Below are 24376 nucleotides of genomic sequence, written 5' to 3' on the forward strand. Positions count from 1 at the left end.
CGCCAACGCCGACACAACCCAGGAACGACCAAGCAACACAGGCCCAAAAGCGCGGAGCTCCAATCCGCCGCACAAGGGGATGCCACCCGCTCGACGGCCGCCAGCGACCTTCGCGCCCATCGCCGCCCGGCCGACGGGCCGCCTACCCGTGGACACCGACCCATCGCCCACCCCGAACAGACCCGCGACGCCGGACACAGACCAGCAGCAGCCAAGCAACGCAGACACCCCCACAGAACGCGAAACTCGACCCCCTCACACGAAGGCGCGGCATCGGGCACAGGCCAGGTGGGCGACCGGGTGCTGTGGGCGCCATCGCGACCGCCATCTGACACCACCTCGGTGCGGGCACGGGGCTTCGCCGGCAATCGACCACGCGGCGGCGGCCAACCGTGCGCCTGACTGCCAACCATGTGCCGGAGGGCCAACCGTGCGGCGGGCACGGCTGCATCACCTGCCTTCGCAGGTGAACCGCCATCCCTGAGCCCTTGGACGGGTTCTCGTGGGATCGCCCGGAGGCGCCCTGCGACAGGCATCCCTGTCGCAGGGCACCGCCCGTGGTGCGGTGGGAGGATGCCGTACGGCGTGCCACCGCCCGAGTGGGCGGGGCGGGCGGCTACGACTCGGGTGGGACGACGTTGGCGGCGGCCGACTCGGGGCCTTCCTTAAGGAGGATCTCGAACCCCTCCCGGTCGAGGATCGGCACCCCCAGGCTCACCGCCTTGTCGTACTTCGACCCGGCGTTCTCCCCTGCGATCAGGAACGACGTCTTCTTCGACACCGAAGAGGCCACCTTGCCGCCCCGGGCGGTCAGCGCTTCGGCGGCCGAGTCACGCGTGTAGCCGTCGAGCGTGCCCGTCACCACGAACGTGAGCCCTTCGAGGGTCTGCGGCCCCTTCTCCGGCGCCGGTTCGTCCTCCATGCGGACCCCGGCCGCCCGCCACCGTTCGATGATCTCGCGGTGCCAGTCGACCTCGAACCACTCGTGGATCGTGGCCGCCACCCGCGGACCGATGCCCTCGACCGCCGCGAGCTCCTCCTCGGAGGCGTTCATGATCGCGTCGATCGAGCGCATGGCGTCGGCCAGGGCGCGGGCCGTGGGCGGGCCGATGTGCCGGATCGACAGGGCCACCAGCACCTGGGCGAGTGAGGCCTGCTTGGCCTTCTCGAGCTCCTCCATCAGCACGAGGGCGTTCTGGCTGGGCTCGCCGTCCATGTTCTGGAACAGGGAGACGACCTTCTCCTCGCCCGTCTTCGGGTCGATCTTGGGCAGGCCGGTGTCGGGGTCGCGGACCACCGACCTGATCGGCATGATGCGTTCGAGCGTGAGGTCGAACAGGTCGGCCTCGGTGCGCACGACCGGCTCCTGCGGCGGCAGCGGCTGGGTGAGCGCGGTGGCCGCGACGTAGCCGAGCCCGTCGATGTTGAGCGCGCGCCGGCCCGCCGCGAAGAAGATGCGCTCGCGGATCTGCGCCGGGCAGCCGCGCGCGTTGGGGCAGCGCAGGTCGGCGTCGCCCTCCTTCTCGTACGCCAGCTCCGTGCCGCACTCGGGGCAGTGGGTCGGCATGACGAACTCGCGCTCGGACCCGTCGCGCAGCGCCACCACAGGACCGACGACCTCGGGGATGACGTCGCCCGCCTTGCGCAGCACCACGGTGTCGCCGATGAGCACGCCCTTCTTCTTGACGATGGCGGCGTTGTGCAGCGTGGCCCGCTCGACGGTCGAGCCCGCCACCACGACCGGCTCCATCACCGCGAACGGCGTCACCCGCCCGGTGCGCCCCACACCGACCTGGATGTCGAGCAGCTTGGTGTTGACCTCTTCCGGCGGGTACTTGAACGCGATCGCCCAGCGCGGCGCCCTGGACGTCGAGCCCAGCTCGCGCTGCGTGCGGAAGTCGTCGACCTTCACCACGACCCCGTCGATCTCGTACGGAGGGTCGTGGCGGTGGACGCGGTAGTGCTCGATGAACGCGTTGACCTCGTCGATGGTCGGCACCACCCGGTAGAGGTCGCTGACCGGCAGCCCGAACTCGCGCAGCCGCTCGTAGCAGTGGGACTGCGCCCGCGGCTCGTCCGTGCCCTCCCAGACGCCGATGCCGTGCACCAGCATGCGCAGCGGGCGTTGGGCCGTGATGCGCGGGTCTTTCTGGCGCAGCGTGCCCGCCGCGGAGTTGCGCGGGTTGGCGAAGGGCAGCTTGCCCTGCTCGACCAGCTGCTCGTTGAGCTTGACGAAGTCTTCGACCGGGATGTAGACCTCGCCGCGCACCTCGACCAGGCTCGGCACGTCGTCGCCCTTGAGCCGGTGGGGAATCCCCTGGATGGTGCGGACGTTGGCCGTCACGTCGTCGCCGAGGCGGCCGTCACCGCGGGTGGCGCCGCGTTCGAGCTTGCCGTCGCGGTAGACCAGCGCGATGGCCAGCCCGTCGATCTTCAGCTCGCACAGGTAGGGGCCGGGGTCGCCTTCGGCCAGCCGCTCGACCCGCGCCTGCCAGGCCGCCATGTCGTCGGCGTTGAAGGCGTTGTCGAGGCTTTCGAGCCGGTTGAGGTGCTCGACCTTGGCGAAGTCGCCCGAGACGGGCGCGCCCACCTTCTGCGTGGGTGAATCGGGCGTCTGCAGCGACGGGTGAGCCTCCTCCAGGGCGAGCAGTTCCCTGAACCACTCGTCGAACTGGGCGTCGCTCACCGTGGGCTGGTCGAGCACGTAGTAACGCCAGCGGGCCTCGTCGACCAGCTCGCTCAGCTCGGCGTGCCGCTTGCGAGCGGTCACCGGCACACCCTCGACCTCGGTGCCTGGCTCACTCACGCTGGGCCTCCCTTCAGTCCAACCACCTCAGCAAACGCTACCTGCGGGCACCGACAAGAACACGGGTCATCCGCCCTGTGCCCACGCCGGATCCTCGTGCAGCACGCGGGCCGCCTTCCGGCAGGCGGCGAGCGCCGCCTTCGCGTACGCGGGAGACGCCCCGGCCAGCCCGCACGAGGGGGTCAGCACGACCTGCTCGGCCAGCCGCTCGGGCGCGAAGCCCAGCCGTCGCCAGAGGTCGACCGCCGGCCTCGCGACCCCGCCCGCGTCGGCGAGCCTGGTGTCACGCCCCGGCACGACCCCCAGGAACAGCACCATCCCGGCCTCGAACAGCTCGCCGAGCGCTTCCTCGTCGCGCCGGCGCAGCAGGGACGCGTCGACCGACACCCCGCGCACACCCGCCCGACGCAGCAGATCGAACGGCACGGACGGCGCGCAGCAGTGCACCACGGGCGCGCCGAACAGCGGCAGCGACTCCTCGACCCGCCACTCCTCCACGGCGGCGAGCCGCCCGAACCCCGACGCGGTCGGCACCGTGCCCGCCAGCACCCCCGGCAGCCCTGGCTCGTCGAGCTGCAGGACTATCTCCGTCACCCCGGGCAGCCGCCGCCGCACCTCGGCGCAGTGGTCGGCGACCCCCTGCGCCAGCGAGGCCGTCAGGTCGCGTACGGCCCCGGCGTCGGACAGCACCTTGTCGCCGTGCCTGAGCTCGATCGAGCCGGCCAGCGTCCACGACCCGCAGACCTGCAGTTTCAGCGGCCCGGCGTAGTCGTGGGCGAGCTCCTCCAACCCGTCGAGGTCGCGCCGCAGGTGGTCGACGGCCCGCTGGTGGTCGCGTCCTGGACGGTCGCACAGCCGCCACCCCGACGGCTGCACCTCGACCGGCAGGTCGACGAGCAGCCCCGCCGTCCGCCCGACCAGGTCGGCGCCGACGCCCCTGGACGGCAGCTCGGGCAGGTACGGCAGCCCGGGCACCTCGCCGAGAACGACTCTGATCGCCTCAAGATGATCTTCACCCGGGTGCGAACCCACCCCGGTCGCTTCCCACGTTGACATGGCACAAGCGTAGGGTCAGCACCATGAAGCTGACGAAATTTGACCACGCCTGCGTCCGCGTGGAAAAGGACGGCAAGGTCCTCGTTGTCGACCCCGGCACGTTCAGCCAGGGCTCGGTGCTCGACGGCGCCGACGTGGTGCTCATCACCCATGAGCACCGCGACCACGTCGACGTCGACCGGCTCAGGTCCGCCTCGCCCGATGTGGAGATCTGGACGTGCGAGGCCGTCGCCGCGAACCTCACCGAGGTGCCGGGCAAGGTCCAGGTCGTGCGCCACGGCGACGACTTCGAGTCGGCTGGGTTCCGGGTGAAGGCGTTCGGCGAGTGGCACGCCCGCAACCACCCCGACCTCGACCCGGTCCAGAACGTCGGCTTCCTGATCGATGATGAGATCTTCTACCCGGGCGACGCCCTGACGGTCCCCGACGTGGAGGTCCCGACCCTGCTGGTGCCGACCAGCGGCCCATGGCTGAAGCTCGGGGAAGTGGTCGAGTACCTGCGGCAGGTCCGCCCGGGACGCGCGTTCTCCACCCACGACGGCCTCTACGGCGACATCGGCCTCGCCATGGTCGACGGCTGGCTGAAGATGGAGAGCGACCAGCAGGGCCGCGACTTCCGCCGCCTCAAGGTCGGCGAGTCGGCCGACCTCGCCTAGATCGCTGATGTGAGATTCGGGTCGGTGATCGTAGGCGATCAGGGATCGTTTCACGGGTGCGCCGATGTTCCGGTTGTGCCGGATGACGGCGTTGAGGGCGACGATGCGCCGGCTGATGCGTGCCCAGAGGCCGTCTGGACGCCCTTCGCCGTGCCCGCGGACGATCAGCGAATTTCACATCAACGACCTAGGCCGCGTCGAGGGCTCCGGTGATCTTGCGGCTCATGTCCGCCAGGGTAGGGCTGGGCCGGCCCTGGTGGGTCCGGGCGGCGGCTTCAGTGGCGACGAGGACGGTGTTGCGGAAGTTGTCGGCCTCGGCCGGAGCCTGCTGCCTGAGCAGGCGCATGGCCGCGGTCAGGGCCGGCAGCACCTGGTCGGCGATGGCGGCCACGGACTTGTGGTCCAACTTCAGCTGGTCCCGCTCGGTCAGGGTGAGGGGCATGGTGAAGTACTCCTTGGATCTGTCGTGAAAGTCGATCGCCGAGGACGGCTCTGCTGGGGCGGGCTCGGTGTCAGGCGTCGGTGGCCTGGTAGAGGGTGGTCCAGAAGTCGTTCATCAGGTGCGCCGGGCTCGGCACGGAGTAGCCGAGCTGGCAGAGCAGGATGCCGGTGAGCTGGTTGGCCGGGTCGGCGTAGGCGGAGGTGCCGCTGCCGCCGTCCCAGCCGAACTGGCCGATCGGGGCGTAGTCGCCGCGGTAGGTGCGCACCGCCATGCCCATGCCCCAGCCGCCCTGCTGGCCCTGGCCGAAAGAGATGTGCACGGCGTTGGTGGCCAGGGCGGTGCGGGCGGCGTTCTGCTCGGGGGTGAGGCGGTTGGTGGTCATCAGCTCGACGGCAGGCCGGGACAGGATGCGCCTGCCCTGGTGGGTGCCGCCGTTGAGCAGCATCCGGAAGTAGGCGTGGTAGTCGTCGGCGGTGGAGACCAGCCCGCCACCGCCACCCTGGAAGGCCGGAGGTGCGCTCCAGCGGCCGTTCTTGGGCTCGTCCCAGGCGAGGAACTCGCCGGTGGCCGGGTCGGGGGCGTAGAGGGTGGGCAGCCGGTCGATCTGGTCGGCGGGCACGTGGAAGCCGGTGTCGGTCATGCCGAGGGGCTCGAAGATGCGCTCGCGCAGGAAGTCCTCGAAGGTCTGGCCGGTGACCCGGGAGACGAGCACCCCGACCAGGTCGCTGCTGATCTGGTACTGCCACTGCTCGCCGGGGTGGTACATCAGCGGCAGCTCGCCCAGGCGGCGCATCCACTCGTCCTGCTCGGGCACCTCGGTCGGCAGGTTCGGGGTCAGGCCCCGCTCGAAGATGGCGTTCAGGATCGGGGTGCCCAGCGCGGTCATGTCCATGCCGAGACCGAAGGTGGAGGTCAGCACGTCGCGGACGGTGATCGGGCGGCGGGCCGGCACGGTGTCGTCCAGCTCGGCGTCGATGCGGGTGAGCACCCGGCGCCCGGCCAGCTCGGGCAGCCACGGGTCGACCACGTCGTCCAGCCGCAGCCGGCACTCGTCCAGCAGCACCATCGCCGCCGCGATCGACACGGGCTTGGACGTGGAGGCCATCCGGAAGATGGTGTCCCGGCGCATCGGCGCGCCACCGTCATGCTGCATCGTGCCCAGTGCCTCGACGTGCGTGTGACCGCCCCGGCTGACCAGCGCGACCACGCCGGGGATCTTCCCGGAGTCGACATGCCGTGCCAGCACCTCACGCAGCCTGCGCAGTCCAGTTGCGGTGAACCCGGTGTTGTTCTGTCCCATGATGAATTCCTCACCTGTAGTGTTCGATCTTGCGTACGGCGTGGCCTGGTGCGCGACCGCCGAACCGTTCATGGCGTCCACCATCGCCGAACGCTCTGACACCGCACCGTCGCCGTCCTGACGCCGCCGCTGACACGCGACGGAAGCGGGTCAGTCACATCCGGGGGCCGAGAAAGCAGCCGCCGGAGGCGTCGATGATCTGCCCGGTCACCCAGCGGCCCGACTCGGAGGCCAGAAAGGGCGCCACGTCGGCGATGTCCGCGGGCTGACCGGCCCGCGGGATGGCGTTGCCGCTGCCCACCGCCCGCTGGACCTCGGGGTTGTCGAGCATCCACGGGTTCATGTCGGTGACGGTCGGGCCGGGCGCCACGGCGTTGACCGCGATCAGCCGGTCGAACGCCTCCTGAGTGATCGTCTCGATCGAGTCGGCGGTGATGGCGGCGTTGTTGACCAGGATGTCCAGCCTGGCCGGTCCGCGCGAGCAGGCCCCCGCCTCCAGGGCGGCGAACAGGGTGTCCACATCCCCGGGCACGCCCAACTCGGCCCGCACCGGAAAGGCCCGGCCGCCGTCGGCCTCGATCAGGTGCACGGTCTCGCGGGCTGCCGCCTTGTTGCTGCCGTAGTGCACGGCCACCAGCACCCCGTCGGCCGTCAGGCGCCTCGCGACGGCCCGGCCGATCCCTCGGGAGGCCCCGGTCACCAACGCTGTGCTGCCCAGCAGAGACGTCATCTCGTCGCTAGAGAAGTGATCCGAATCTTTCGGTGAACAGGATCAACGGCGACAAGCACCTGAAACAATGACAATCTGCGCAAGGTGGCATTAACCCACGGGTTAATGTGAGGGGCCGTGGAACTTCGCGACATCGAGATCTTTCTGACCCCGAAGAGCTGCATCTCGGCCGGACCGCCGAACGGCTGCGACCCACACCAGCGCGGGGCACCGGATCGAACGCGGCCTCGCGGTACGTAACGCCGAAGAGATCCTCACCCTGATCAGCATGGGGGAGGCCGTCAGCCTCTTTCCCGCCCACATGAGGCGCTATTGGAGCCGGCCCGACATCGCCTACCTGCTCGTCAGCGACATCGACACCCTGCGGTATGCCCTGGTGTGGCGTACCGAGACCGAGAACGACCTCATCCGGGCCCTCGCCCGAATCGCCGCCGACCTCGGCCCCCTTGCCATCTGAGCCGCGCATCGATGCGGCTCAGGCCCCTGGCCGCTCGTCGCCAAGGGCCGAAGAAAGCCCTGACCTCCCGCTCAGCCCACCAACCCCGGCACGACGTTCGGCCCGCCGCTGCGCAACGCGTACAGTTCCCTGCTCTCACCCGTCCGGACGTCCACCGCGTACACCGCCTCGGCAATCGTGCCCGGCGACTCGGGGACGGCCAGCACGGTCACCTCCGTGGCGTTCAACCAGCCGCCGAGCCGTGCGGGATCGAGCTCTTCGGGCAGCCCTGAGATCGGGGTACGGGTCTCCCGGCCGGCCCGCAGCGTGTCGAAGGTGACGATCGAGCGGTCCTTCCGCACCATCGGTTCCCGATCCCGGTCGACGGTCTGTCCCAGCCGGGCGAGCGTCCGTCCGTCGGGTGCGAGAGCGCTGTAGGAGTACGTGAAGTCCCGGATGGTGATCGGGTCGTGGCCGAGCACCCACACCTGGCTGGTCATGTCGTACGGCTTGGCCAGCACCACGGGGCCCGACCCGTCCGACACACTCACCGGCCACCACCCCCGCTTGAGATCGGTCACCGTCCCTCGCTCCACGTCGACCAGCTTGTTCGGCTGCCGCCGGCCACCCCAGCCCGACACGATGAACCGGAGGCCGTCGGGCGACAGGCGCAGCGCGTACTCGACCGTGAAATCCTCCTCAGGCTGCTTCAGCGGCGCCTTCCAGATCTTGCCGCTCGCCAGATCGCGCACCACGATCGCCTGATGCCCTGAGCTGTAGTACGCGATCCTGCGGCCGTCCGCCGTGACCTCCAGCGGCCCGTTCGCGTCCTTGCCCAGTTCGTAGGTCTCACCCGCACGCGTCACGACGCGCCAGGGGAGCACACCGCACGGGCCGTCCAGGCGGCATCGCGTCCGGTACGCCTGCTCCACCGGCCCGACCCCCTTCGCGGGCAGCGGGAGCGCCTTCGTCTCCGGCGGGGTGAGCACAATTCGGGGCTCGGCGCGTACCTGAAGCAACATGGCGCCGCCGAACGCGATCAGACAGGTCACCGCGGCGGCCACCACGGCCAGCCGGGTCGCGCGCCGCCTGCGCGCGCCGCGCACCGCCCGCGCCGCCAGATCGACGACGGGCGCATGCTCGGCCAGCGCGTGCAGATCCGCCCGCAACGTGTTCATCGGTACACCTCCTCAGGAGTGAGCGCGCGCAGCTTCGACAGCGCGTAGCTGGTCTGGCTCTTGACGGTGCCGATCGAGACGCCCATGAGCTCTGCGGTCTCGTGTTCCGATCGGTCCTCGTAGAAGCGCAGCACGATCACCGCCCGCTGCTTGGGCGTGAGCTTGGCCAGCGCTTGACTCAGCGCAAGACGACGCACGGTCGCTTCGTCGTGCGGCCGGCCCGGCTCGGCCCGCTCCGGCAACTCGGCCCCTGGTAACTCGACCTGTCTGCGCCTGCGCCAGGAGATGGTCTGGTTCACCAGGGCCTTGCGGGCGTACGCCTCCGGGTTGCCGCCCTTGGCGAGTTTCCCCCAGTGCGAGGCGACACGGGTAAGGACCGTCTGCAACAGGTCCTCGGCTAGATGAGGGTTCCCCGTGAGCAGGTACGCCGTCCGCATCAACGATTGCTGACGCGCGCGCACGAACTCATGGAACCCCTCGTAACGGTCCATGTAGGAGAACAACTCCGCCGAGGGGCTCCAGGTTGGAATGCCGCAGACCGTTTCTCACGGCCCACCGGCTCAGGGCCGGCGACCGCGCTCAGGCGGCGGAGACGATGGTGGCCGAGCCGATGACGGTGGTGCCGGAGTAGAGGACGGCGGCCTGGCCCGCGGCGACTCCGGTGGCCGGGCGGCCGAGCTCGATCGTGAGGCCGTCGCCCGTCTCGTCGAACCGGCACGGGTAGACCTCGCCGTGCGCCCGCAGCTGCACGGTCAGGTCGTCGCGCCCCGCGGGCCCGTTCCAGACGGGGGTGCCGCAGGTGATCGTGGTGACCTCGAGCGCCGAACGCGGGCCGACGGTGACCGTGTTGGACACCGGCTCGATCGACAGCACGTAGCGCGGCCTGCCGTCGGGCGCCGGACGGTCGATGCGCAGCCCCTTGCGCTGGCCCACGGTGAACCCGTGGGCGCCCTGATGGCTGCCGACGACCTCGCCGCCCTGGTCGACGATGGGCCCCTCGGCCGCGCCGAGCCGCTGGGCGAGGAACCCGCGGGTGTCGCCGTCGGCGATGAAGCAGATGTCGTGACTGTCGGGCTTGTCGGCCACGGTCAGACCGCGCCGCGCGGCCTCCTCGCGCACCTCGGCCTTGGTCGAGTCGCCGAGCGGGAAGATCGCGTGGCTCAGCTGCTCGCGGGTGAGCACCCCGAGCACGTACGACTGGTCCTTGGCGGGATCGACGCTGCGCGACAGCACCCCGTCGGACAGGCGGGCGTGGTGGCCGGTGGCGACCGCGTCGAAGCCCAGGGCGAGCGCCCGGTCGAGCACCGCGGCAAACTTGATCTTCTCGTTGCAGCGCAGGCACGGGTTGGGCGTGCGGCCCGCCGCGTACTCGGCCACGAAGTCTTCGATCACGTCGCGCTGGAAGCGCTCGGCCATGTCCCACACGTAGAAGGGGATGCCGATGACGTCGGCGGCCCGGCGCGCGTCACGGGAGTCTTCGATCGTGCAGCAGCCCCTGGCTCCCGTGCGGTGGGATTGGGGGTTGGCGGACAGGGCGAGATGGACACCAGTGACGTCGTGACCGGCCTCGGCGATGCGGGCAGCGGCCACGGCAGAGTCGACGCCGCCCGACATGGCGGCAAGCACACGCAGTCCCATGACTGTTCCAGCGTACTGTCCGGGCGGGAGTGCACGACCATGGCCCGGGTCTGGAAGTATGCGTCCATGCGACTGTTCGGGCGCAAGAACGCAGACCAAGAGGCGCGCCGCGCCGGCGAGGCCGTCGCCGGTTTCTGGGCGTGGTGGCACGAGACCAGGGCGCGGCTCGACGGGCTCATGGCGGCCGGTGACGACAAGGGCCTTCAGGAGGTGCTCGGGCCGGCGGTCGCGGCGATCCACCCTGATCTGGTCTGGGACGTGGTGCCCGGCGGCGAGGCCGCGCACGCCCTCGTGGTGACCGCGGCGGGCGACGCCGAGCTGCGTCCGCTCGCCCACCGCTGGGCCGCGGCGGCGCCGCCGTCCGACCTGCTGTGGGAGTTCCACCCGTCGCGGCGGGCCAGCCCGCGGGCGCTGGAGCTGACGCTCCCGGTCGACGGGTACGACATAGCGCTCGGCGCGTTCAAGCTGGGCCTGCGGATGCCGCCGAACCAGCCTCGGGTCGACGTGACCGCCTACCACCCGCTGTTCGGCGAGCTCGAGGCCGACACCCGCATGGACGCCACGCTGCTGGCCCTCGACCACCTGCTCGGCGAGGACGACGTGGCGCGGTGGGTGGGCGAGATCACGCCGGCCACGTTCGAGCCGATCGACGCCGTGGCCGCCGCCCACCTGCCGGCCGTGGTCGCCGACGTCGCCTCGGGCTACGCCGACGACGACTGGGTGCGACTGGAGGGCCGTACCGGAAGCGGGGCCGCGCTGGCGGCGGTGGCCCGCCACCCGCTGCGGCCGGTCGACCGCCCGCTGCTCGACCAGCACGTCGCCGTAACCCTCCCGTACCGGCACCGCGACGGCGACGGGCTGCCCGCCGACGCCTCGCTGGCTGCGCTGCGCGACGTCGAGGAGCGCGTGACGGCCCTGCTCGACGCGCGCCCCGACGCGGCGCTCACGGTGCAGCTCAGCGCGGAGGGGCAGAGCGTCCTCCACGTGTACGCCGACTCCACGGGTGACGCCGCGGACCGGGTCAAGGAGCTGGTCGCGGGCTGGCCGGAGGGCCGGGCCCGGGTGGACGTGACGGCCGACCCCGCCTGGACGGCGATCGCACCGTTCCTCACCTGACGCGCCGCCCGACCTGACGCGCCGCCCGGCTCAGCACGCCGCCTGGCTCAGAGCCAGAGCCGCCTCGCCCGAGAGGCCGCCCCCGTCAGCCGAGGCCGGCGCGGCGGGCGCGCTCGACGGCGGCGGGCAGCACCTCGATGAGCCGGTCGACGTCGTCGGACGTCGAGGTGTGGCCGAGCGAGAACCGCAGCGAGCCCCGCGCGGCGGCCGCGTCGGCCCCCATGGCGAGCAGCACGTGCGACGGCTGCGCCACGCCTGCGGAGCACGCGGACCCGGTCGAGCACTCGACGCCCTTGGCGTCGAGCAGCATGAGCAGCGCGTCGCCCTCGCAGCCGGGGAACGAGAAGTGGACGTTGCCTGGCAGGCGGTCGACGGGGTCGCCGTTGAGCACCACGCCGGGCACCGCCTCGCGGACGCGCCGGATGAGGTCGTCGCGCAGCGCGCCGAGGCGGCGGGCCGTGGCCTCCTGCTCCTTCACCGCGGTGGCGACGGCGGCCGCCAGCCCCGCGATGGCGGGGGCGTCGAGGGTGCCGGAGCGCACGTCGCGCTCCTGGCCGCCGCCGTGCAGCACGGGGATCGGCGTCACGCCTCTGGCCAGCAGCAACGCGCCGACGCCGATCGGACCGCCGACCTTGTGACCGGTGAGGGTGAGCGCGTCGGCCCCCGACCCGGTGAACGACACGGGCACCTGCCCGACCGCCTGGACGGCGTCGGTGTGGAACGGGATGCCGTGGTCGTGGGCGATGGCGGCCAGCACGTGGATCGGCTGGACGGTGCCGACCTCGTTGTTGGCCCACATGATGCTGACCAGGGCGACGTCGTCGGGGTCGCGCTCGATGGCGGCGCGCAGCGTCTCGGGGTGGACGCGGCCGTGCTCGTCGACCTCCAGCAGCTCGACGTGGGCGTCCTGGGCGTCGCCCAGCCAGTGGGCCGGGTCGAGGACGGCGTGGTGCTCGACCGCGCTGACCAGCACGCGCCTGCGCGGCCTGCGCGACCAGTAGAAGCCCTTGACGGCGAGGTTGTCGGCCTCGGTGCCGCCCGAGGTGAACACGACCTCGCTGGGTCGCGCGCCGAGCGCGTCGGCGATGGTCTCGCGGGACTCCTCGACGACCCTGCGCACCCGGCGACCCGTGGCGTGCAGGGAGGAAGCATTTCCGGGGCGTTTGAGTTGCTCCGTCATGGCCTCGATTGCTTCGGGGAGCATCGGCGTCGTCGCCGCATGGTCAAGGTAGGCCGACGGTATGGTCACCTCCTCAGCGTATCTCGGTTGCAACTGTACCGGCCGGACGGTACAGTACGGGGCATGCGAAGGGATGAGCTGTTGGACGCGGCGGAGCAGATCCTCTGCGACCAGGGCTCGTCCGCACTGACCCTGGCCGCGGTGGCCGACCGCGCCGGGGTGAGCAAGGGTGGTCTGCTCTACCACTACGCATCCAAGGAAGCCCTGATCAAGGGCATGGTGGAGCGCCTGATCGACGACTTCGACGAACTGATCGCCGCCCAGCCGGACGCGACGTACACCGAGCGTTATCTCCAGGCCACCATGGCCGCGGTCAAGTCGGGCCGCCTGCGCCGCTGGGCGGTGGTGACGGGCGCCTCGGGCAACATCTACCTGCTCACGCCGCTGCGCGAGGCGATGTCCCGCTGGCACCGCGAGGGGCTGGCCGACGAGCCCGACCCGGTGGCGTCCCAGATCGTCCGGCTCGCCTGTGAGGGCCTGTGGGACGTGGCCAGCCACGACCCCGAGCTCAACACAGAAGAGGACCTCCAGGCCCTGGAGCTCCGGCTGAAAGCCCTGCTCTGATCCTCGCGCTCCCGATCCGGGAGCGCCTGCCCCTCCCCCCTCCCCACCCCCCGCTGATGGCTGCGGCCCTCAGCCCACCGTGCTCCGGCACGGCACACCGGCATGTCCGCATGCCGGAACACCACATGTTCCATGCGCTAGTTGTGAGGTGGCCTTTATGACCCGCGAGCTGAGGAGCGCCCGTCACGGGGCGGTCCTCACCTTCGTCCTGTCCGGCTTGATGGTGGGGACGATGACCGTCCGCATCCCGGCCCTGACCGACAAACTCGGCCTGTCCGAGGCCACGGTCGGGACTCTGCTGCTGGTGTGGGGCCTCGGCGCCCTGGTGACCATGCAGTCCATGCGCCGGATCATGGCCCGCGTGGGGAGCAGGGCGGTCTTGCGGGTGGGTGGTCCGCTGACGGCGCTCGGTCTGATCGCCGCGGCCTTCGCCCCCAACCTGCCGGCCCTGCTCGGAGCCGTGGTCTTCTTCGGGATGGCCTTCGGCACGGTGGACGTCGCCATGAACGCGCAGGGCTCCGTCGTCGAGCAGGCGTACGGACGTCCGCTCATGAACGGCATGCACGCCGGGTGGTGCGTGGGCGCGATCTCGGCGGGCGTCGTGGGCAGCCTGTCGATCGCCGCCGGGCTGTCGTTCACCGCGAACGCCGCGCTGGTCGGCGTGGTCGCGCTACCCGTCATGGCGGTGCTGGGCCGTACGTACCTGCCCGAGCCGCCCGCGGTGGAGAGCGGCACGACGTCGGGACGGCGCCTGCCGCCGATCGTCTACCTGCTCGGCGCGATCATGTTCTTCGCGTTCATGGTCGAGGGCGTCGTCGCCGACTGGAACGGTCTCTACCTGCGCAACGAGCTCGGCGCCCCCGAGGCGATGGCGGCACTCGGCTACCCGGTGTTCGAGGTCGGCATGCTCCTCGCCCGCCTCACCGGTGACCGGCTGCGGTCCAGGTACGGGGTGCGCGGCATGCTGAGCGTCTCGGGCCTCGCCACCGCGGGCTTCTTCGGGACCGTGCTGCTGGCGCCCTCGGCGCTGGTCGCGGTGGGGGCGATGTTCTTCGTCGGCCTCGGCGTGGCGACGATCGCGCCCCTGACGCTGTCGCTGGCGGGCACCGCCACCGACACCCCCGGCCCGGCGATCGCCCAGGCCGGCGCCATGGGGTACGCCGGGCTGCTGCTCGGCCCCGTGGCGATCGGGTTCCTGTCGGACGCCGCCGGGCTGCGTACGGCGCTGAGCATCGGCGTCGTCCTGGGCGTGCTGATCGCGCTGGCCGCCCGACTGCTGCCGCGACGGGAACCGGCCGGGGTCACCGCTCCCCTGCCCGTGCAGGAGTCGGTGGAAGCAGCCGCCTGAACGAAGAAGCGGCGCCGCGGGTGCGGCGCCGCTTTCTCGTCGTGCGAGGACGGAAGCGCTACTTACGCTTCTTGATCTCGTCGGTGAGCTGCGGGACGACCTGGTGGAGGTCGCCCACCACGCCGTAGTCGGCCAGCTCGAAGATCGGCGCCTCGGGGTCCTTGTTGATCGCCACGATGGTCTTCGCGGTCTGCATGCCGGCCCGGTGCTGGATGGCCCCGGAGATGCCGGCCGCGATGTAGAGCTGCGGCGAGACGGTCTTGCCTGTCTGGCCCACCTGGAACTGGTGGGGGTACCAGCCCGCGTCCGTGGCGGCGCGGGAGGCGCCCACTGCGGCGCCCAGCGAGTCGGCCAGCTCCTCGATGACCGAGAAGTTCTCGGCCGAGCCGACACCGCGTCCGCCGGAGACGACGATCGCCGCCTCGGTCAGCTCGGGGCGGGCGCCCTTCTCCTGCTTGACCCGCTCGACCACGCGCGCGGCCCTGGCGGAGTCGGACAGCGCGACCGTGACCTCTTCCTCGACGCCGGCGCCCGCGGCCGCCACCGGGGCGGTCGAGTTGGGACGGACGGCGACGATCGGCGTGCCCCTGCGCACCTTGGCGCGCACGTTGACGCCGCCGCCGAAGATGGACTGGTCGGCCACGAAGCCCTCGCCGAGACCGACGGCGTCGGTGATGACGCCTGAGTCGGTCTTGACGGCCAGGCGGCCCGCGACCTCCTTGCCCTCGGCCGTGGCGGCCACCAGCACGGCGGCCGGCGACGCGGCGGCGACGAGCTGGGCGAGCAGCTCGGCCTTGGGCGCGACCACGTGGTCGACGAGGTCGGCGGAGCCGGCGACGTAGATCTTGTCAGCGCCGTACTCGGCCAGGCGGGCCTTGGCCTCGGCGGTGATGCCGGGGCCGGCCCAGACGGCGGCGGGGCTGCCGAGGGTGCGGGCCAGGGTCAGCAGCTCGAGCGTGACCTTCTTGACCTCGCCTTCGGCGTGCTCGACGAGAACGAGAATCTCCGACATGTTCACAACCCCCGTTCTCAGATGAACTTCTTGGACGCCAGGAAGTCGGCGGCGTTCACGCCGCCGTCGCCCTCGTCCTTGACGACGGTGCCGGCCGCGCGCGGCGGGGCGGCGGCGAAGTCCACCACCTCGGACCAGGCCGCACCGAGACCCACCTGGGCGGGGTCGATGGCGGCGTCGCCGATGGCGAGCGTCTGGACCGGCTTCTTCTTGGCGGCCATGATGCCCTTGAACGACGGGTAGCGCGGGTCGTTGATCTTCTCGACCACGGAGACGACGGCCGGCAGCGAGGCCTCGACCCGGTCGAAGCCGTAGTCGGTGACGCGCTGGATCGTGATGCCCGAGCCGTCGACCTCGACCTTGTTGGCGAGCGTGAGCTGCGGCGCGCCGAGGCGCTCGGCGAGCATCGCGGCCAGCACGCCCGTGCGCGCGTCGGTCGACTCGGAGCCCAGGATGACGAGGTCGAAGCCGATCTGCTTCAGCACCTGGGCCATCGCGTACGAGGTGGACAGCGCGTCGGAGCCGTGCAGCGCGTCGTCGCTGAGGTGGACGGCCTTGTCGGCGCCCATGGCGAGCGCCTTGCGGATGGTCTCGGTGGCCTTGGCCGGGCCCATGGTGAGGACGGTCACCTCACCGCCGTGGGCCTCCTTGAGCTTCAGGGCCTCCTCGACGGCGTACTCGTCGAGCTCGTTGACCACGCCGTCGGCGGCGTCGCGGTCGAGCGTGTTGTCGTCGGACCGGAGCTTGCGCTCGGTGGACGTGTCAGGGACCTGCTTCACGCAGACGACGATGTTCATGGCCGGTGGCCGACCTCCTGTAGTTCACGTGCGCCGGCCGCGGGTGCGGTCGGCGCCGAATGCGTCTTCCAAGACTGTCAGGTGCCCGGCCGGACATCTGACAGCGGGTCTGCCGTCGTTACGCAGTTATGTTACCCGTGGGTAGCTTTCGCGCAAACCGGGCGGCTCGCTCTCCCCCTCACCATACCGAACTTTATTCGGTACGTCCGGAGCGGGTCGTCCGCTACGCCGACAGCAGGAACACGATCCCTACCACCAGCGCCGTACCCGCGAACAACGCGAGCGCCGGGGTGCTGAACCAGGCCGCCAGCCCGAAGCACAGCCCCACCGTGCCCGTCACGGAGACCAGGTCGGCGATCATACGGCCGCGCCGGAACCGGCCGCGCGAGAACAGCGCCACCCCCGCGTCGCAGACCACCGCCAGCGCGTACGCCGCCAGCAGGAACAGCGACACCTCGGGCAGGAGCTCGCGGGCCGCGGCGGCGAGCAGCGCGACGAACAGCCCCGAACCGATCAGCCAGCGCCGCCGGACCCGCTCACGGTGCCTGGCCCTGGACTCCTCAACCGTACGGCGGCGCGGATCGTCTCCCGGACGCCACTCGCGGGTGGCCAGCTCGTCGGCGGCCGAGCGCGGACGCGCCGCCCGGACGACCGGCTCGGGATCGTGCCGCACGCGCGAGACGGGCGCGACGTCGAGATCGGCGCAGACGCGGGCGGCCGTAGGCCGTGCGGCCGGATCGACGGACAGGCACGCGCGTAACAGCGGCATCAGCCACTCGGGCGCGCCCTCCAGGTCGGGCGGGTGGTGGACGACCCGGTAGGCGACCGCCGAGGCGGGACCCCGCCCGTACGGCTGCCGTCCGGTCGCGGCGTAGGCCAGCGTCGCCCCGAACGAGAACACGTCGGCCTCCATGCCCGCGGGCCTGCCCTCCAGGATCTCGGGCGCGAGGTAGCCGGGCGTGCCCACCACCGCGCCGGAGGCCGTGACCGACAGCGTGTCGAGCGCGCTCGCGATGCCGAAGTCGATGACGACGGGCTCGCCCTCGGTCATCATCACGTTGGCCGGTTTGAGGTCGCGGTGGACGACGCCCGCCTCGTGCATGGCGTACAGCGCGTCGGCCAGGCCCACCGCCAGCCGCCGCAGGTCGGCCACCGGCACCGGGACCGCGCTCAGCGGACGGCCCTGCACGTAACGGGTGACGAGGTAGGGGCGGTCGCCCTCCAGCGAGGCGTCGAGCACCTCGGCGACGTGCGGCCCGCCGACCCTGCGCATGGTCTCAACCTCGCGGGCCAGCCGGGCCAGCGCCCCGCCGTCGGCGGCGACGTGCGGGTGGAGCACCTTGACCGCGACCGTGCGTCCCTCGGGGTCGAGCGCGAGGTGCACCTCGCCGAAGCCGCCGGCGCCGAGCCGGGAGAGCAGCTCGTACGGGCCGAGGTGATCGCTCATATCCTCTTCTCACCCCCGGGGTTACGACGGGACACTCAGGACCAGAAGTTCACGAATCCCCGCCCGAGACCGTCCATGAGGCTGCCGATCAGCCCGGTGATCAGACCCATCGTGGTCTGCCGGACGTCGCTCGTCAGGTCTCTGATGACCGACTCCGGCGCCCGCCACGGCTGCCACACAGGCTCCTGGCCCATCGCGAACATCACCGCGAACAGCGCCGCCGTGCCCACCATCAGCACGGCCACCAGCGCCGCCCCCGGACTGCGCAGCACGCTGGTCAGCGTGCGGGTGACCGCCTTGCGCGGCGCGCCCCCGCCGGGCAGGACGAACAGCCCCGCGGCGAAGGCGCCCGCCGCGTACGCCGCCGCGTCGTTGACGTCCATCTGGCCGCCCCAGCGCAGCACGCCCCAGACGCACACGCCGAACAGCAGCGCGAGCGGCACGTGCACGGCCGCCACCAGCACCGACTTCACCAGCGCCCACGGCGTGCCGACGACGGCGAGCAGCGGGTCGGCGGCGCTGCTGCCGCGCGCCTGACGCCGCTTGACGAGGTCGCCGAACAGGTACTCGCCCGTACGCAGCACCAGCGCGAGCGCGACGGCGCCCGCGCCCGCCATGACCGGCATCGCGACGGTCAGCGCGACCAGCGTGACGAGCAGGAGCAGGCCGACGACCTGGCTGCCGAACAGGTACTTCTTCCGCTCGGACGGCGGGGTGTACGGGCGCGGCGCGGGCTGCTGCTCCGGCCTCGCCTGGGTCTGCCTCGCCTGGGTCTGCCTCGCCTGGACCGGCCGGTCGTGGGCGGAGGCCGGGTAGCCGGCCACCCGCTGGTCGATCTGCGCCTGCTGCCGGGCCGGGATCGGCGCGGGGATGTACGGCGGCGGCCGCTCCTCCACGTACGGTGGCGGCCGCTCCTCGCGGCGCGGCGCCGGGGGCGCCGCCTGCCTGGCCTGGTCGAGCGGCGGCGCGACCCTCGTGGGGTCGACAGGAGCAGGGTCGATCCTCGTCCGGTCCGTACGGGGCGGCGCGGGCTTGGCGTAGTCGACCGGCGGCAGCAGGTCGGAGAACGTGTCCATGGTGCGGGTGCGGTCGCCCAGCCGCTTGGTGCCCGTCGGCCCCTCGGCGGCCGTCTCGTTGAACGTCGTCACCGACGGGTCGAGCGCCTTGGCCATCCGCAGGAGTTCGTGGGCGCTCGGCCGGGCCGTCGGCTCGACCTGGAGGGCCCGGGACAGCCAGCCGCGCAGCCAGACGGGCGCCTTGTCGAGCTGCGCGCGTCCTTCCATGATGTTGAAGCAGACGGCCTCGAACGCGCCCGTGCCGAACGGCGGCGCGGCGGCGGCGGCGAAGAAGACCGTGGAGGCCAGCGAGTGGACGTCGGCCGCCTGCGTGATCTCGGAGTCGCGGATGATCTCGGGGGCGAGATAGCCGGGGGTGCCGACGAACATGCCCGTCTGGGTGAGCCGGGTGGCGTCGACCAGGTGGGCGATACCGAAGTCGATCACCAGCGGCCGGCCGTCGACCAGCATCACGTTGGACGGCTTGAAATCGCGGTGGATGACGTCGGCCGCGTGGATCGCCACGAGCGCCTGGCAGAGCCCCTGGGCCAGCTGGATGAGCTCGGACGCCTCCAGCGGGCCGTCGGTGAGGACCGTCTCCTCCAGCGTGCGCCCTGGCGCGAACCGGGTGACGACGTACGGCTGCCCGCCCACCAGCTCGGCGTCGATCACCTCGGCGACGTACGGGCTGCGCACCCGGCGCATGGTCTCGACCTCGCGGGTGAGCCGGTCGCGCGCCTTGAGGTCGGCCGCCACGTGCGGGTGGAGGACCTTGATGGCGACCTCGCGCCCCTCGCCGTCGAGGCCGAGGTGGACGACGCCCATGCCGCCCTCGCCGATCTTCCGGACCAGCCGGTAAGGGCCGAGGCGTTCCGGTGCCTGCGTGCTCATCGCCACCTTCCCCGCGTCATCCCCCGGAGTTCCCCCTCAGTCCTTCTAGTTGGTCGACGACTGGTTCGACGTTCAGCGGAGACCATTCGGCTCCCCTCGGATTGTCCCCGAACGTGTCGGCGGCGATCACGAGCGCGAACCCGGCGCCGGCCACGAGCGCTCCCGCCATCACCACTGCCATTGCCCTTGAGGGTACGAGCGATGAGAGCGTTCTGCGCATCTGCTTGCCGGGACCCTCCACTCCGGGGCCGGCGCACAGCGTCCAGAGCGCGACGGCCGTACCCCAGGCCAGCGCGTTGTGCGGGTCGCTGCGGGCCACCACGGTGAGCAGCAGCGTCACCGGCAGGCCGAGGATGAGCGCGTAGAGCGCCAGGGCGAGCGTGATGCCCGCCGACTTGGCCAGCGCCGCAGGGTACGCGAGCACCCTGAGCACGTCGAGCGCCGCCGAACCGGCGGCCCTGCGCGCCGAGAGCCGCGGCTGGGCCAGGTCGGCCGCGCGGAGCAGGATCACGGCCGGGATCACGACGGCGGCGACCGCGACGGGCGCGAGCGCGGCCGCCACGATCAGGAGGATCAGCAGCATCGCGCTCGACACGCCGTAGGCGCGCGAACGCCGCGCCGTCGGCCCGGGCCGGGCGCCGCCGCCGTGCGGCTCGGGCTGGTGGTGCGGAGGGGCCGGGATGTACGGCGGCGGCTGGATCGGCACCGGGTCGGGCCGCCGCGCGTCGGGCCCCGTCCCGTGCGGCCCGGCTCCCGGATAGGGACCGTGCTGACCGCCAGGATGAGGACCTTGCTGGGCGCCCAGGTGTGAGCCCTGCTGGGCGCCCGGGTGTGAGCTCGGGTGAGCGCCGGGCCACGCGCCAGGGTCCGGGTACGCGGGCTGCCCGCCCGAACCCTGGTACGGCCCGGACGGGAAGCCCGCCGGCGGCGGGAATCCGGGGCGGCGGTAGTCGGGCAGCGCCTCGGGCCTGACGCGCCGCGTCGGCACGTCGAAGTCGCCCGGCCGCACCGGACCATCCGCAGGACCAGCAGGATGCGCATGCCGTGTGGGCACATCGGAGTCGCCCGGCCGCACCGCGCCTTCCACGGGCCCACCGGGAACGGCGGGACCGACGCGCCGCGTGGGCACGTCGAAGTCCGGCCGTACCGGGCCCTCCGCGGGACCAGTGGGATGCGCGCGCCGCGTGGGCACGTCGGAGTCGCCCTCCGGCCGCACCGGACCCTCCGCAGGTCCGGCAGAACCGGCGCGCCGCGTGGGCACGTCGGAGTCGTCCCCCTGCCGCCCTTCCTTAGGGACGGCCTGGGGGCCTGAGTCGCGCTGCTGGATGCGCCGTAGTTCGTCGGGCGTCACGCGGCGGGTCGGCCACGGGTCGGGGTCGCCGGGCAGCAGCGACTCGTACTGCTGCTCACTGCCCTGCTGGTCGCGGGCGGCACTGTCGAGCAGCGACTCGTACGCGCCGGATGCCGGGGGCCGCACGGCGCCGTCGATCAGCTGCCGCGGCGTCATCGGCGGCGTCGCGAGGTCGTCCGTCACGGGAGGCTGGTCGGGGAGCCCCGGCACCGTGGTGATCTCGTCGGTTCGTCCCTGCGGCGGCTCGGGCAGCAGCCGCACGCACTGCTCGGCCAGCTCAGGGGCCTTCGGACGCTTGGCCGGGTTGCGCTGGAAGGCCGCCTTCAGCAGCGGCTGCAGCTCGGGAGGCGCGGCGCCGACGTCGGCCTTGCCCGCGGTGATGTTGTAGAAGACCATCTCCAGCGTGCCCTTGCCGAAGGGCGGCCGGCCGGTGCCGGCGTACAGCAGCGTGCCGGCCCACGCGTGGATGTCGACCTCGGGCCCGGCCTCCTGGCCCTCGATGATCTCGGGGGCGAGGTAGCCGGGCGTGCCGATGAACATGCCGGTCTGCGTGAGCCGGGTCGCGTCGACCGCCTGGGCGATGCCGAAGTCGATGAGGACGGGCTCGCCGTCGAGGATGAGCACGTTGCCCGGCTTGAGGTCGCGGTGGATCACGCCCACCGAGTGGACCGCGGCGAGCGCGGACGCCACCCCGTACGCGATCTTCGCGAGCGCGGGCAGGTCGAGCGGGCCGTCGTCCTTGACGATCTCGTCGAGGGGCCGGCCAGGGACGTAGCGGGTGACGATGTAGGGGCGATGACCGGTGACGTCGGCGTCGAGGACCTCGGCGATGTACTTGCTGCGCACCCGGCGCATGGTCTCGACCTCACGCGAAAGCCGCCGCCTGGCGACCTCGTCGCCGGCGACCTCTCCGCGCAGGACCTTGACCGCCACCTGACGACCTTGCGGGTCGACAGCGAGGTGGACAACGCCCATCCCGCCTTCACCGAGCCGCCTGAGCAGCCGGTAAGGGCCGAGTCGGTCATCGTTCATGGCATGAAGCACCATACCGGCTTAATCTCCGCCCACGAGATGAACCATGACGCCACATTCCCACTCGTACAACGTCCAGGAAGGCCCCATCGGTTTCCCATCCAACGGTCTCGAAACGGCCTCGTTTCGGTCAACCGGCCAGGGCGAGCACCTCCGCCTGCTTGAGGCCGGCCAGGGTGGCGCCGGAGACGGCGAGCTTCGAGCGGCGCACGCCGCTGCCGATCACCACGCGGGCGTGCTCGGCGACGTGCACGTCGACGAGGACCGGCCACTCCTCGGGCAGGCCGAGGGGCGTGATGCCGCCGTACTCCATGCCGGTCAGCTCGACGGCGTCGGCCATCGGCGCGAAGCTGGCCTTGCGGGCGTCGAGGTGCTTGCGCACCACACCGTTGACGTCGACCCGCATCGTGGCGAGCACCATGCAGGCGGCGTAGCGTGTCTCGCCGCCCCGCTTGGTCGCCACGACCACGCAGTTGGCCGACTCGTCGAGGCGCACGCCGTACCGCTCGCAGAACGCCGCCGTGTCGGCCAGGTCGGGGTCGATCTCGGCCACCTCGACACCCTCCACGTGGGTCACGGCGCGGGCCACCGGCTCGGCCAGCAGGTCGAGCCGCTCGGTCGCGGGAGTCCAGTGCAACGTCATCCCATCTCCTCACATCGCTTCTCCCAGGAGCCTATTGCCGGCCCCGGGAGGAGCGGACGGCGTCACGGGGACTGCAGCACGCGCTGATGCAGCCGGGTGACGACGTCGCGGGCGGACTCCATGGCCCCCGCCTGCCAGGCGATCAGGTGGGTGAGCCAGTCGCCCGCGAAGTAGACCCTTCCGTCGGTGCGTTGCAGAAGAGTGAAGGACGAATCAACGGAGGGCCAGCGCACCCAGCCTCCCTCGATGTGCTCCTGGCGCTGCCAGGCGATGGAGACGCTGGACAGCAGGTTCTGCCGGTACTTCTCGCCGTGGATCTTCTTGCCCTGGGTGAGCGCGCGGCGGCGGCGGTCCTCCGGGGTGAGGGCGCCGTACAGCTCGGCGTTCTTCTCGCTGTTGTAGTAGCCGACGAGCAGGCCGCGTTCGGCGTGGTAGTCGTGCGAGGGGTACCAGATGTGGGTGATGTCGAGGTCGGTCTCGGTGACGCCGCCGTAGATGCGGTCCTCCAGCTCCCACCAGCGGGTGCCGTACTCCAGGCCGATCTTGCCGGCGGCGACGGGGACGGGCGTGCGCAGGGCGGCGGTGACGTCGGCGCCGAGGTTGTGCGGGATCCTCGCCATGACGTGCGGCGGGAGCGCGGCGATGCAGTAGTCGGCCTTGAGCGTGCCTCCCGTGTACGCCACCTCGACGCCGTCGGCCAGGGCGGTGACCTTCGTGACCTTCGCGCCGGTCCTGATCCGGTCGGCGCCGACGGCCTCGGTGAGCTTCTTCACGATGGCGTCCATGCCGCCGACCGGCTGGAACATGGGGGTCGCCTGGTCGTAGCCGAAGTCGTTGGTGATGGCGCGGCCGGTGCCGGCGGCGAGCACCTGGTGGAGGGTGCCGGGAGCGGGGATGGGGGCGCCGCCGCCGGTCCCGGGCCATTCCGTGAAGCCGCGCCGCTCCGAGCCCTCGTAGCGCAGGCGCGGCCCGAGGTCGCCGAACCGGCGCAGGAAGTCGAGCAGCGTCTCCTGGTCGTTCTTGGTGATGACGCGATCGAGCGCACCGAGATGGGTGGCCTTGGCCAGAAGTTCGGCGACATATCCGTACATGTCGGCGCGGGCCGTGCGGGCCCGCACGGTCTCGCCGTTGGTGTGGACGTACGCGGCCGCGTTGTTGTTGACGAACGTCTCGATGGGGATGCCCAGCTCGCGGCAGTAGTCGAGGGTGACCATCCAGGGCGCGATGCGGCCGGGCCCGGCGTTGAAGTAGACGCCCTCCCCGAACCGCACGTCCTGGGCCGGCCCCCTCGCCTCGGTCAGGCGGTCGCCGCCGCGCAGCGTGAGGTTCCTGCCGCCCGCCCTCTCCCTGGCCTCCAGGAGCGTGCAGTCGTACCCGGCCTTGCCCAGCTCGTACGCGGCCGTCAGGCCCGCGACGCCCGCGCCGAGGATCACGACCGAGGCCGCAGCCTTCCCGCCGCGCAGGGTGAAGTCGCTCTGCCGGGGCGGGGTGAACTCCTTGTCCTGCGCGGTCGGGGCGAGGCCCAGCGCGCCCATGGCGGCGTACATGGCGCCCGCGCCGCCCACCGCCCCGATCCCGACGAGCAGCCCACGCCGGGTCAGCGCCGCGCCTTCCACCCTTTTCGCTCCCTACGCCCGT

At 71.8% G+C, this 24376-nt stretch carries 21 protein-coding genes and 1 pseudogene; 5 read left to right on the top strand and 17 right to left on the bottom strand.

Going from position 1 to position 24376, the window contains the following annotated elements; translation table 11 throughout:
• Window positions 1-616: 616 nt before the first annotated feature.
• Window positions 617-2806 carry an NAD-dependent DNA ligase LigA gene (gene ligA, locus BLR04_RS06510; RefSeq protein ID WP_090760539.1) on the bottom strand — a complete coding sequence of 730 codons (2190 nt, stop codon included), beginning with the start codon at window positions 2804-2806 and terminating at the stop codon, window positions 617-619.
• 66 nt (window positions 2807-2872) lie between these two features.
• Window positions 2873-3862, bottom strand: a complete 990-nt coding sequence (locus BLR04_RS06515) for a methionine synthase (RefSeq protein ID WP_090760541.1) — start codon at window positions 3860-3862, stop codon at window positions 2873-2875.
• Window positions 3863-3885: 23 nt separating this feature from the next.
• On the opposite strand from BLR04_RS06515, the gene BLR04_RS06520 reads away from it, so the two are divergent.
• A complete protein-coding gene (locus BLR04_RS06520; protein WP_090760543.1) occupies window positions 3886-4518 on the top strand; it encodes an MBL fold metallo-hydrolase in 633 nt (210 codons plus the stop codon).
• A 24-nt stretch (window positions 4519-4542) separates the two neighbouring features.
• On the opposite strand, the pseudogene BLR04_RS42705 reads toward BLR04_RS06520, so the two are convergent.
• From BLR04_RS42705 to BLR04_RS06535, 4 genes and pseudogenes are all read right to left on the bottom strand, one after another.
• Window positions 4543-4653 (bottom strand): annotated as a pseudogene (locus tag BLR04_RS42705) (IS982 family transposase); the annotation flags it as partial.
• A gap of 52 nt (window positions 4654-4705) precedes the next feature.
• Window positions 4706-4960, bottom strand: coding sequence for a hypothetical protein (locus tag BLR04_RS06525; protein ID WP_218128732.1), 255 nt, complete (start codon window positions 4958-4960; stop codon window positions 4706-4708).
• Between the two features lie 70 nt (window positions 4961-5030).
• A complete protein-coding gene (locus tag BLR04_RS06530) occupies window positions 5031-6260 on the bottom strand; it encodes a serine hydrolase domain-containing protein (RefSeq protein WP_090760545.1) in 1230 nt (409 codons plus the stop codon).
• A gap of 154 nt (window positions 6261-6414) precedes the next feature.
• Window positions 6415-6990 (bottom strand): SDR family oxidoreductase, encoded by a 576-nt coding sequence (locus BLR04_RS06535; protein ID WP_090760547.1) that lies wholly within the window; start codon window positions 6988-6990, stop codon window positions 6415-6417.
• Window positions 6991-7204: 214 nt separating this feature from the next.
• Here BLR04_RS06535 and BLR04_RS06540 point away from each other — a divergent pair, with 214 nt between their 5' ends.
• Complete coding sequence (locus BLR04_RS06540; protein ID WP_143021973.1) at window positions 7205-7447, top strand: type 2 periplasmic-binding domain-containing protein; 243 nt, start codon at window positions 7205-7207, stop codon at window positions 7445-7447.
• A gap of 71 nt (window positions 7448-7518) precedes the next feature.
• Here the strand turns inward: BLR04_RS06540 and BLR04_RS06545 are convergent, their stop codons facing one another.
• The 3 genes from BLR04_RS06545 to mnmA form a co-directional block, all read right to left on the bottom strand.
• Window positions 7519-8604 (bottom strand): hypothetical protein, encoded by a 1086-nt coding sequence (locus tag BLR04_RS06545; protein ID WP_090760551.1) that lies wholly within the window; start codon window positions 8602-8604, stop codon window positions 7519-7521.
• Window positions 8601-9095 (bottom strand): SigE family RNA polymerase sigma factor, encoded by a 495-nt coding sequence (locus tag BLR04_RS06550; protein ID WP_090760831.1) that lies wholly within the window; start codon window positions 9093-9095, stop codon window positions 8601-8603. Before BLR04_RS06550 ends, BLR04_RS06545 begins: the two co-directional genes overlap by 4 nt.
• Window positions 9096-9183: 88 nt before the next feature.
• Window positions 9184-10242, bottom strand: coding sequence for a tRNA 2-thiouridine(34) synthase MnmA (gene mnmA / locus BLR04_RS06555; RefSeq protein WP_090760553.1), 1059 nt, complete (start codon window positions 10240-10242; stop codon window positions 9184-9186).
• Between the two features lie 66 nt (window positions 10243-10308).
• Between mnmA and BLR04_RS06560 the strand changes: the two genes are divergently transcribed.
• Complete coding sequence (locus tag BLR04_RS06560) at window positions 10309-11358, top strand: DUF695 domain-containing protein (RefSeq protein ID WP_090760554.1); 1050 nt, start codon at window positions 10309-10311, stop codon at window positions 11356-11358.
• Window positions 11359-11443: 85 nt separating this feature from the next.
• On the opposite strand, the gene BLR04_RS06565 is transcribed toward BLR04_RS06560, so the two are convergent.
• Window positions 11444-12601 carry a cysteine desulfurase family protein gene (locus BLR04_RS06565; RefSeq protein ID WP_090760833.1) on the bottom strand — a complete coding sequence of 386 codons (1158 nt, stop codon included), beginning with the start codon at window positions 12599-12601 and terminating at the stop codon, window positions 11444-11446.
• A 60-nt stretch (window positions 12602-12661) separates the two neighbouring features.
• Here BLR04_RS06565 and BLR04_RS06570 point away from each other — a divergent pair, with 60 nt between their 5' ends.
• Window positions 12662-13162 (top strand): TetR/AcrR family transcriptional regulator, encoded by a 501-nt coding sequence (locus BLR04_RS06570; RefSeq protein WP_090760556.1) that lies wholly within the window; start codon window positions 12662-12664, stop codon window positions 13160-13162.
• Window positions 13163-13319: 157 nt separating this feature from the next.
• Complete coding sequence (locus BLR04_RS06575; protein WP_090760558.1) at window positions 13320-14510, top strand: MFS transporter; 1191 nt, start codon at window positions 13320-13322, stop codon at window positions 14508-14510.
• Between the two features lie 58 nt (window positions 14511-14568).
• Here the strand turns inward: BLR04_RS06575 and BLR04_RS06580 are convergent, their stop codons facing one another.
• The 7 genes from BLR04_RS06580 to BLR04_RS06610 form a co-directional block, all read right to left on the bottom strand.
• Entirely contained in the window at window positions 14569-15522 is a 954-nt protein-coding gene (locus BLR04_RS06580; RefSeq protein WP_090760836.1) for an electron transfer flavoprotein subunit alpha/FixB family protein, read from the bottom strand.
• Window positions 15523-15539: 17 nt separating this feature from the next.
• Window positions 15540-16319 carry an electron transfer flavoprotein subunit beta/FixA family protein gene (locus tag BLR04_RS06585; RefSeq protein WP_090760560.1) on the bottom strand — a complete coding sequence of 260 codons (780 nt, stop codon included), beginning with the start codon at window positions 16317-16319 and terminating at the stop codon, window positions 15540-15542.
• A gap of 223 nt (window positions 16320-16542) precedes the next feature.
• Window positions 16543-17766, bottom strand: a complete 1224-nt coding sequence (locus tag BLR04_RS06590; protein ID WP_090760562.1) for a serine/threonine-protein kinase — start codon at window positions 17764-17766, stop codon at window positions 16543-16545.
• 35 nt (window positions 17767-17801) lie between these two features.
• Complete coding sequence (locus BLR04_RS06595) at window positions 17802-19712, bottom strand: serine/threonine-protein kinase (RefSeq protein ID WP_090760838.1); 1911 nt, start codon at window positions 19710-19712, stop codon at window positions 17802-17804.
• A 16-nt stretch (window positions 19713-19728) separates the two neighbouring features.
• Window positions 19729-22095 carry a serine/threonine-protein kinase gene (locus tag BLR04_RS41640; RefSeq protein ID WP_090760564.1) on the bottom strand — a complete coding sequence of 789 codons (2367 nt, stop codon included), beginning with the start codon at window positions 22093-22095 and terminating at the stop codon, window positions 19729-19731.
• Window positions 22096-22225: 130 nt separating this feature from the next.
• On the bottom strand, window positions 22226-22738 hold the full coding sequence (locus BLR04_RS06605) for a YbaK/EbsC family protein (RefSeq protein ID WP_090760566.1): 513 nt from the start codon (window positions 22736-22738) through the stop codon (window positions 22226-22228).
• A 62-nt stretch (window positions 22739-22800) separates the two neighbouring features.
• A complete protein-coding gene (locus BLR04_RS06610) occupies window positions 22801-24354 on the bottom strand; it encodes a flavin monoamine oxidase family protein (protein WP_245740053.1) in 1554 nt (517 codons plus the stop codon).
• Between the last annotated feature and the right edge of the window lie 22 nt (window positions 24355-24376).

The sequence above is a fragment of the Nonomuraea maritima genome (assembly GCF_900100395.1).
GTDB classification, from domain to species: Bacteria; Actinomycetota; Actinomycetes; order Streptosporangiales; family Streptosporangiaceae; genus Nonomuraea; species Nonomuraea maritima.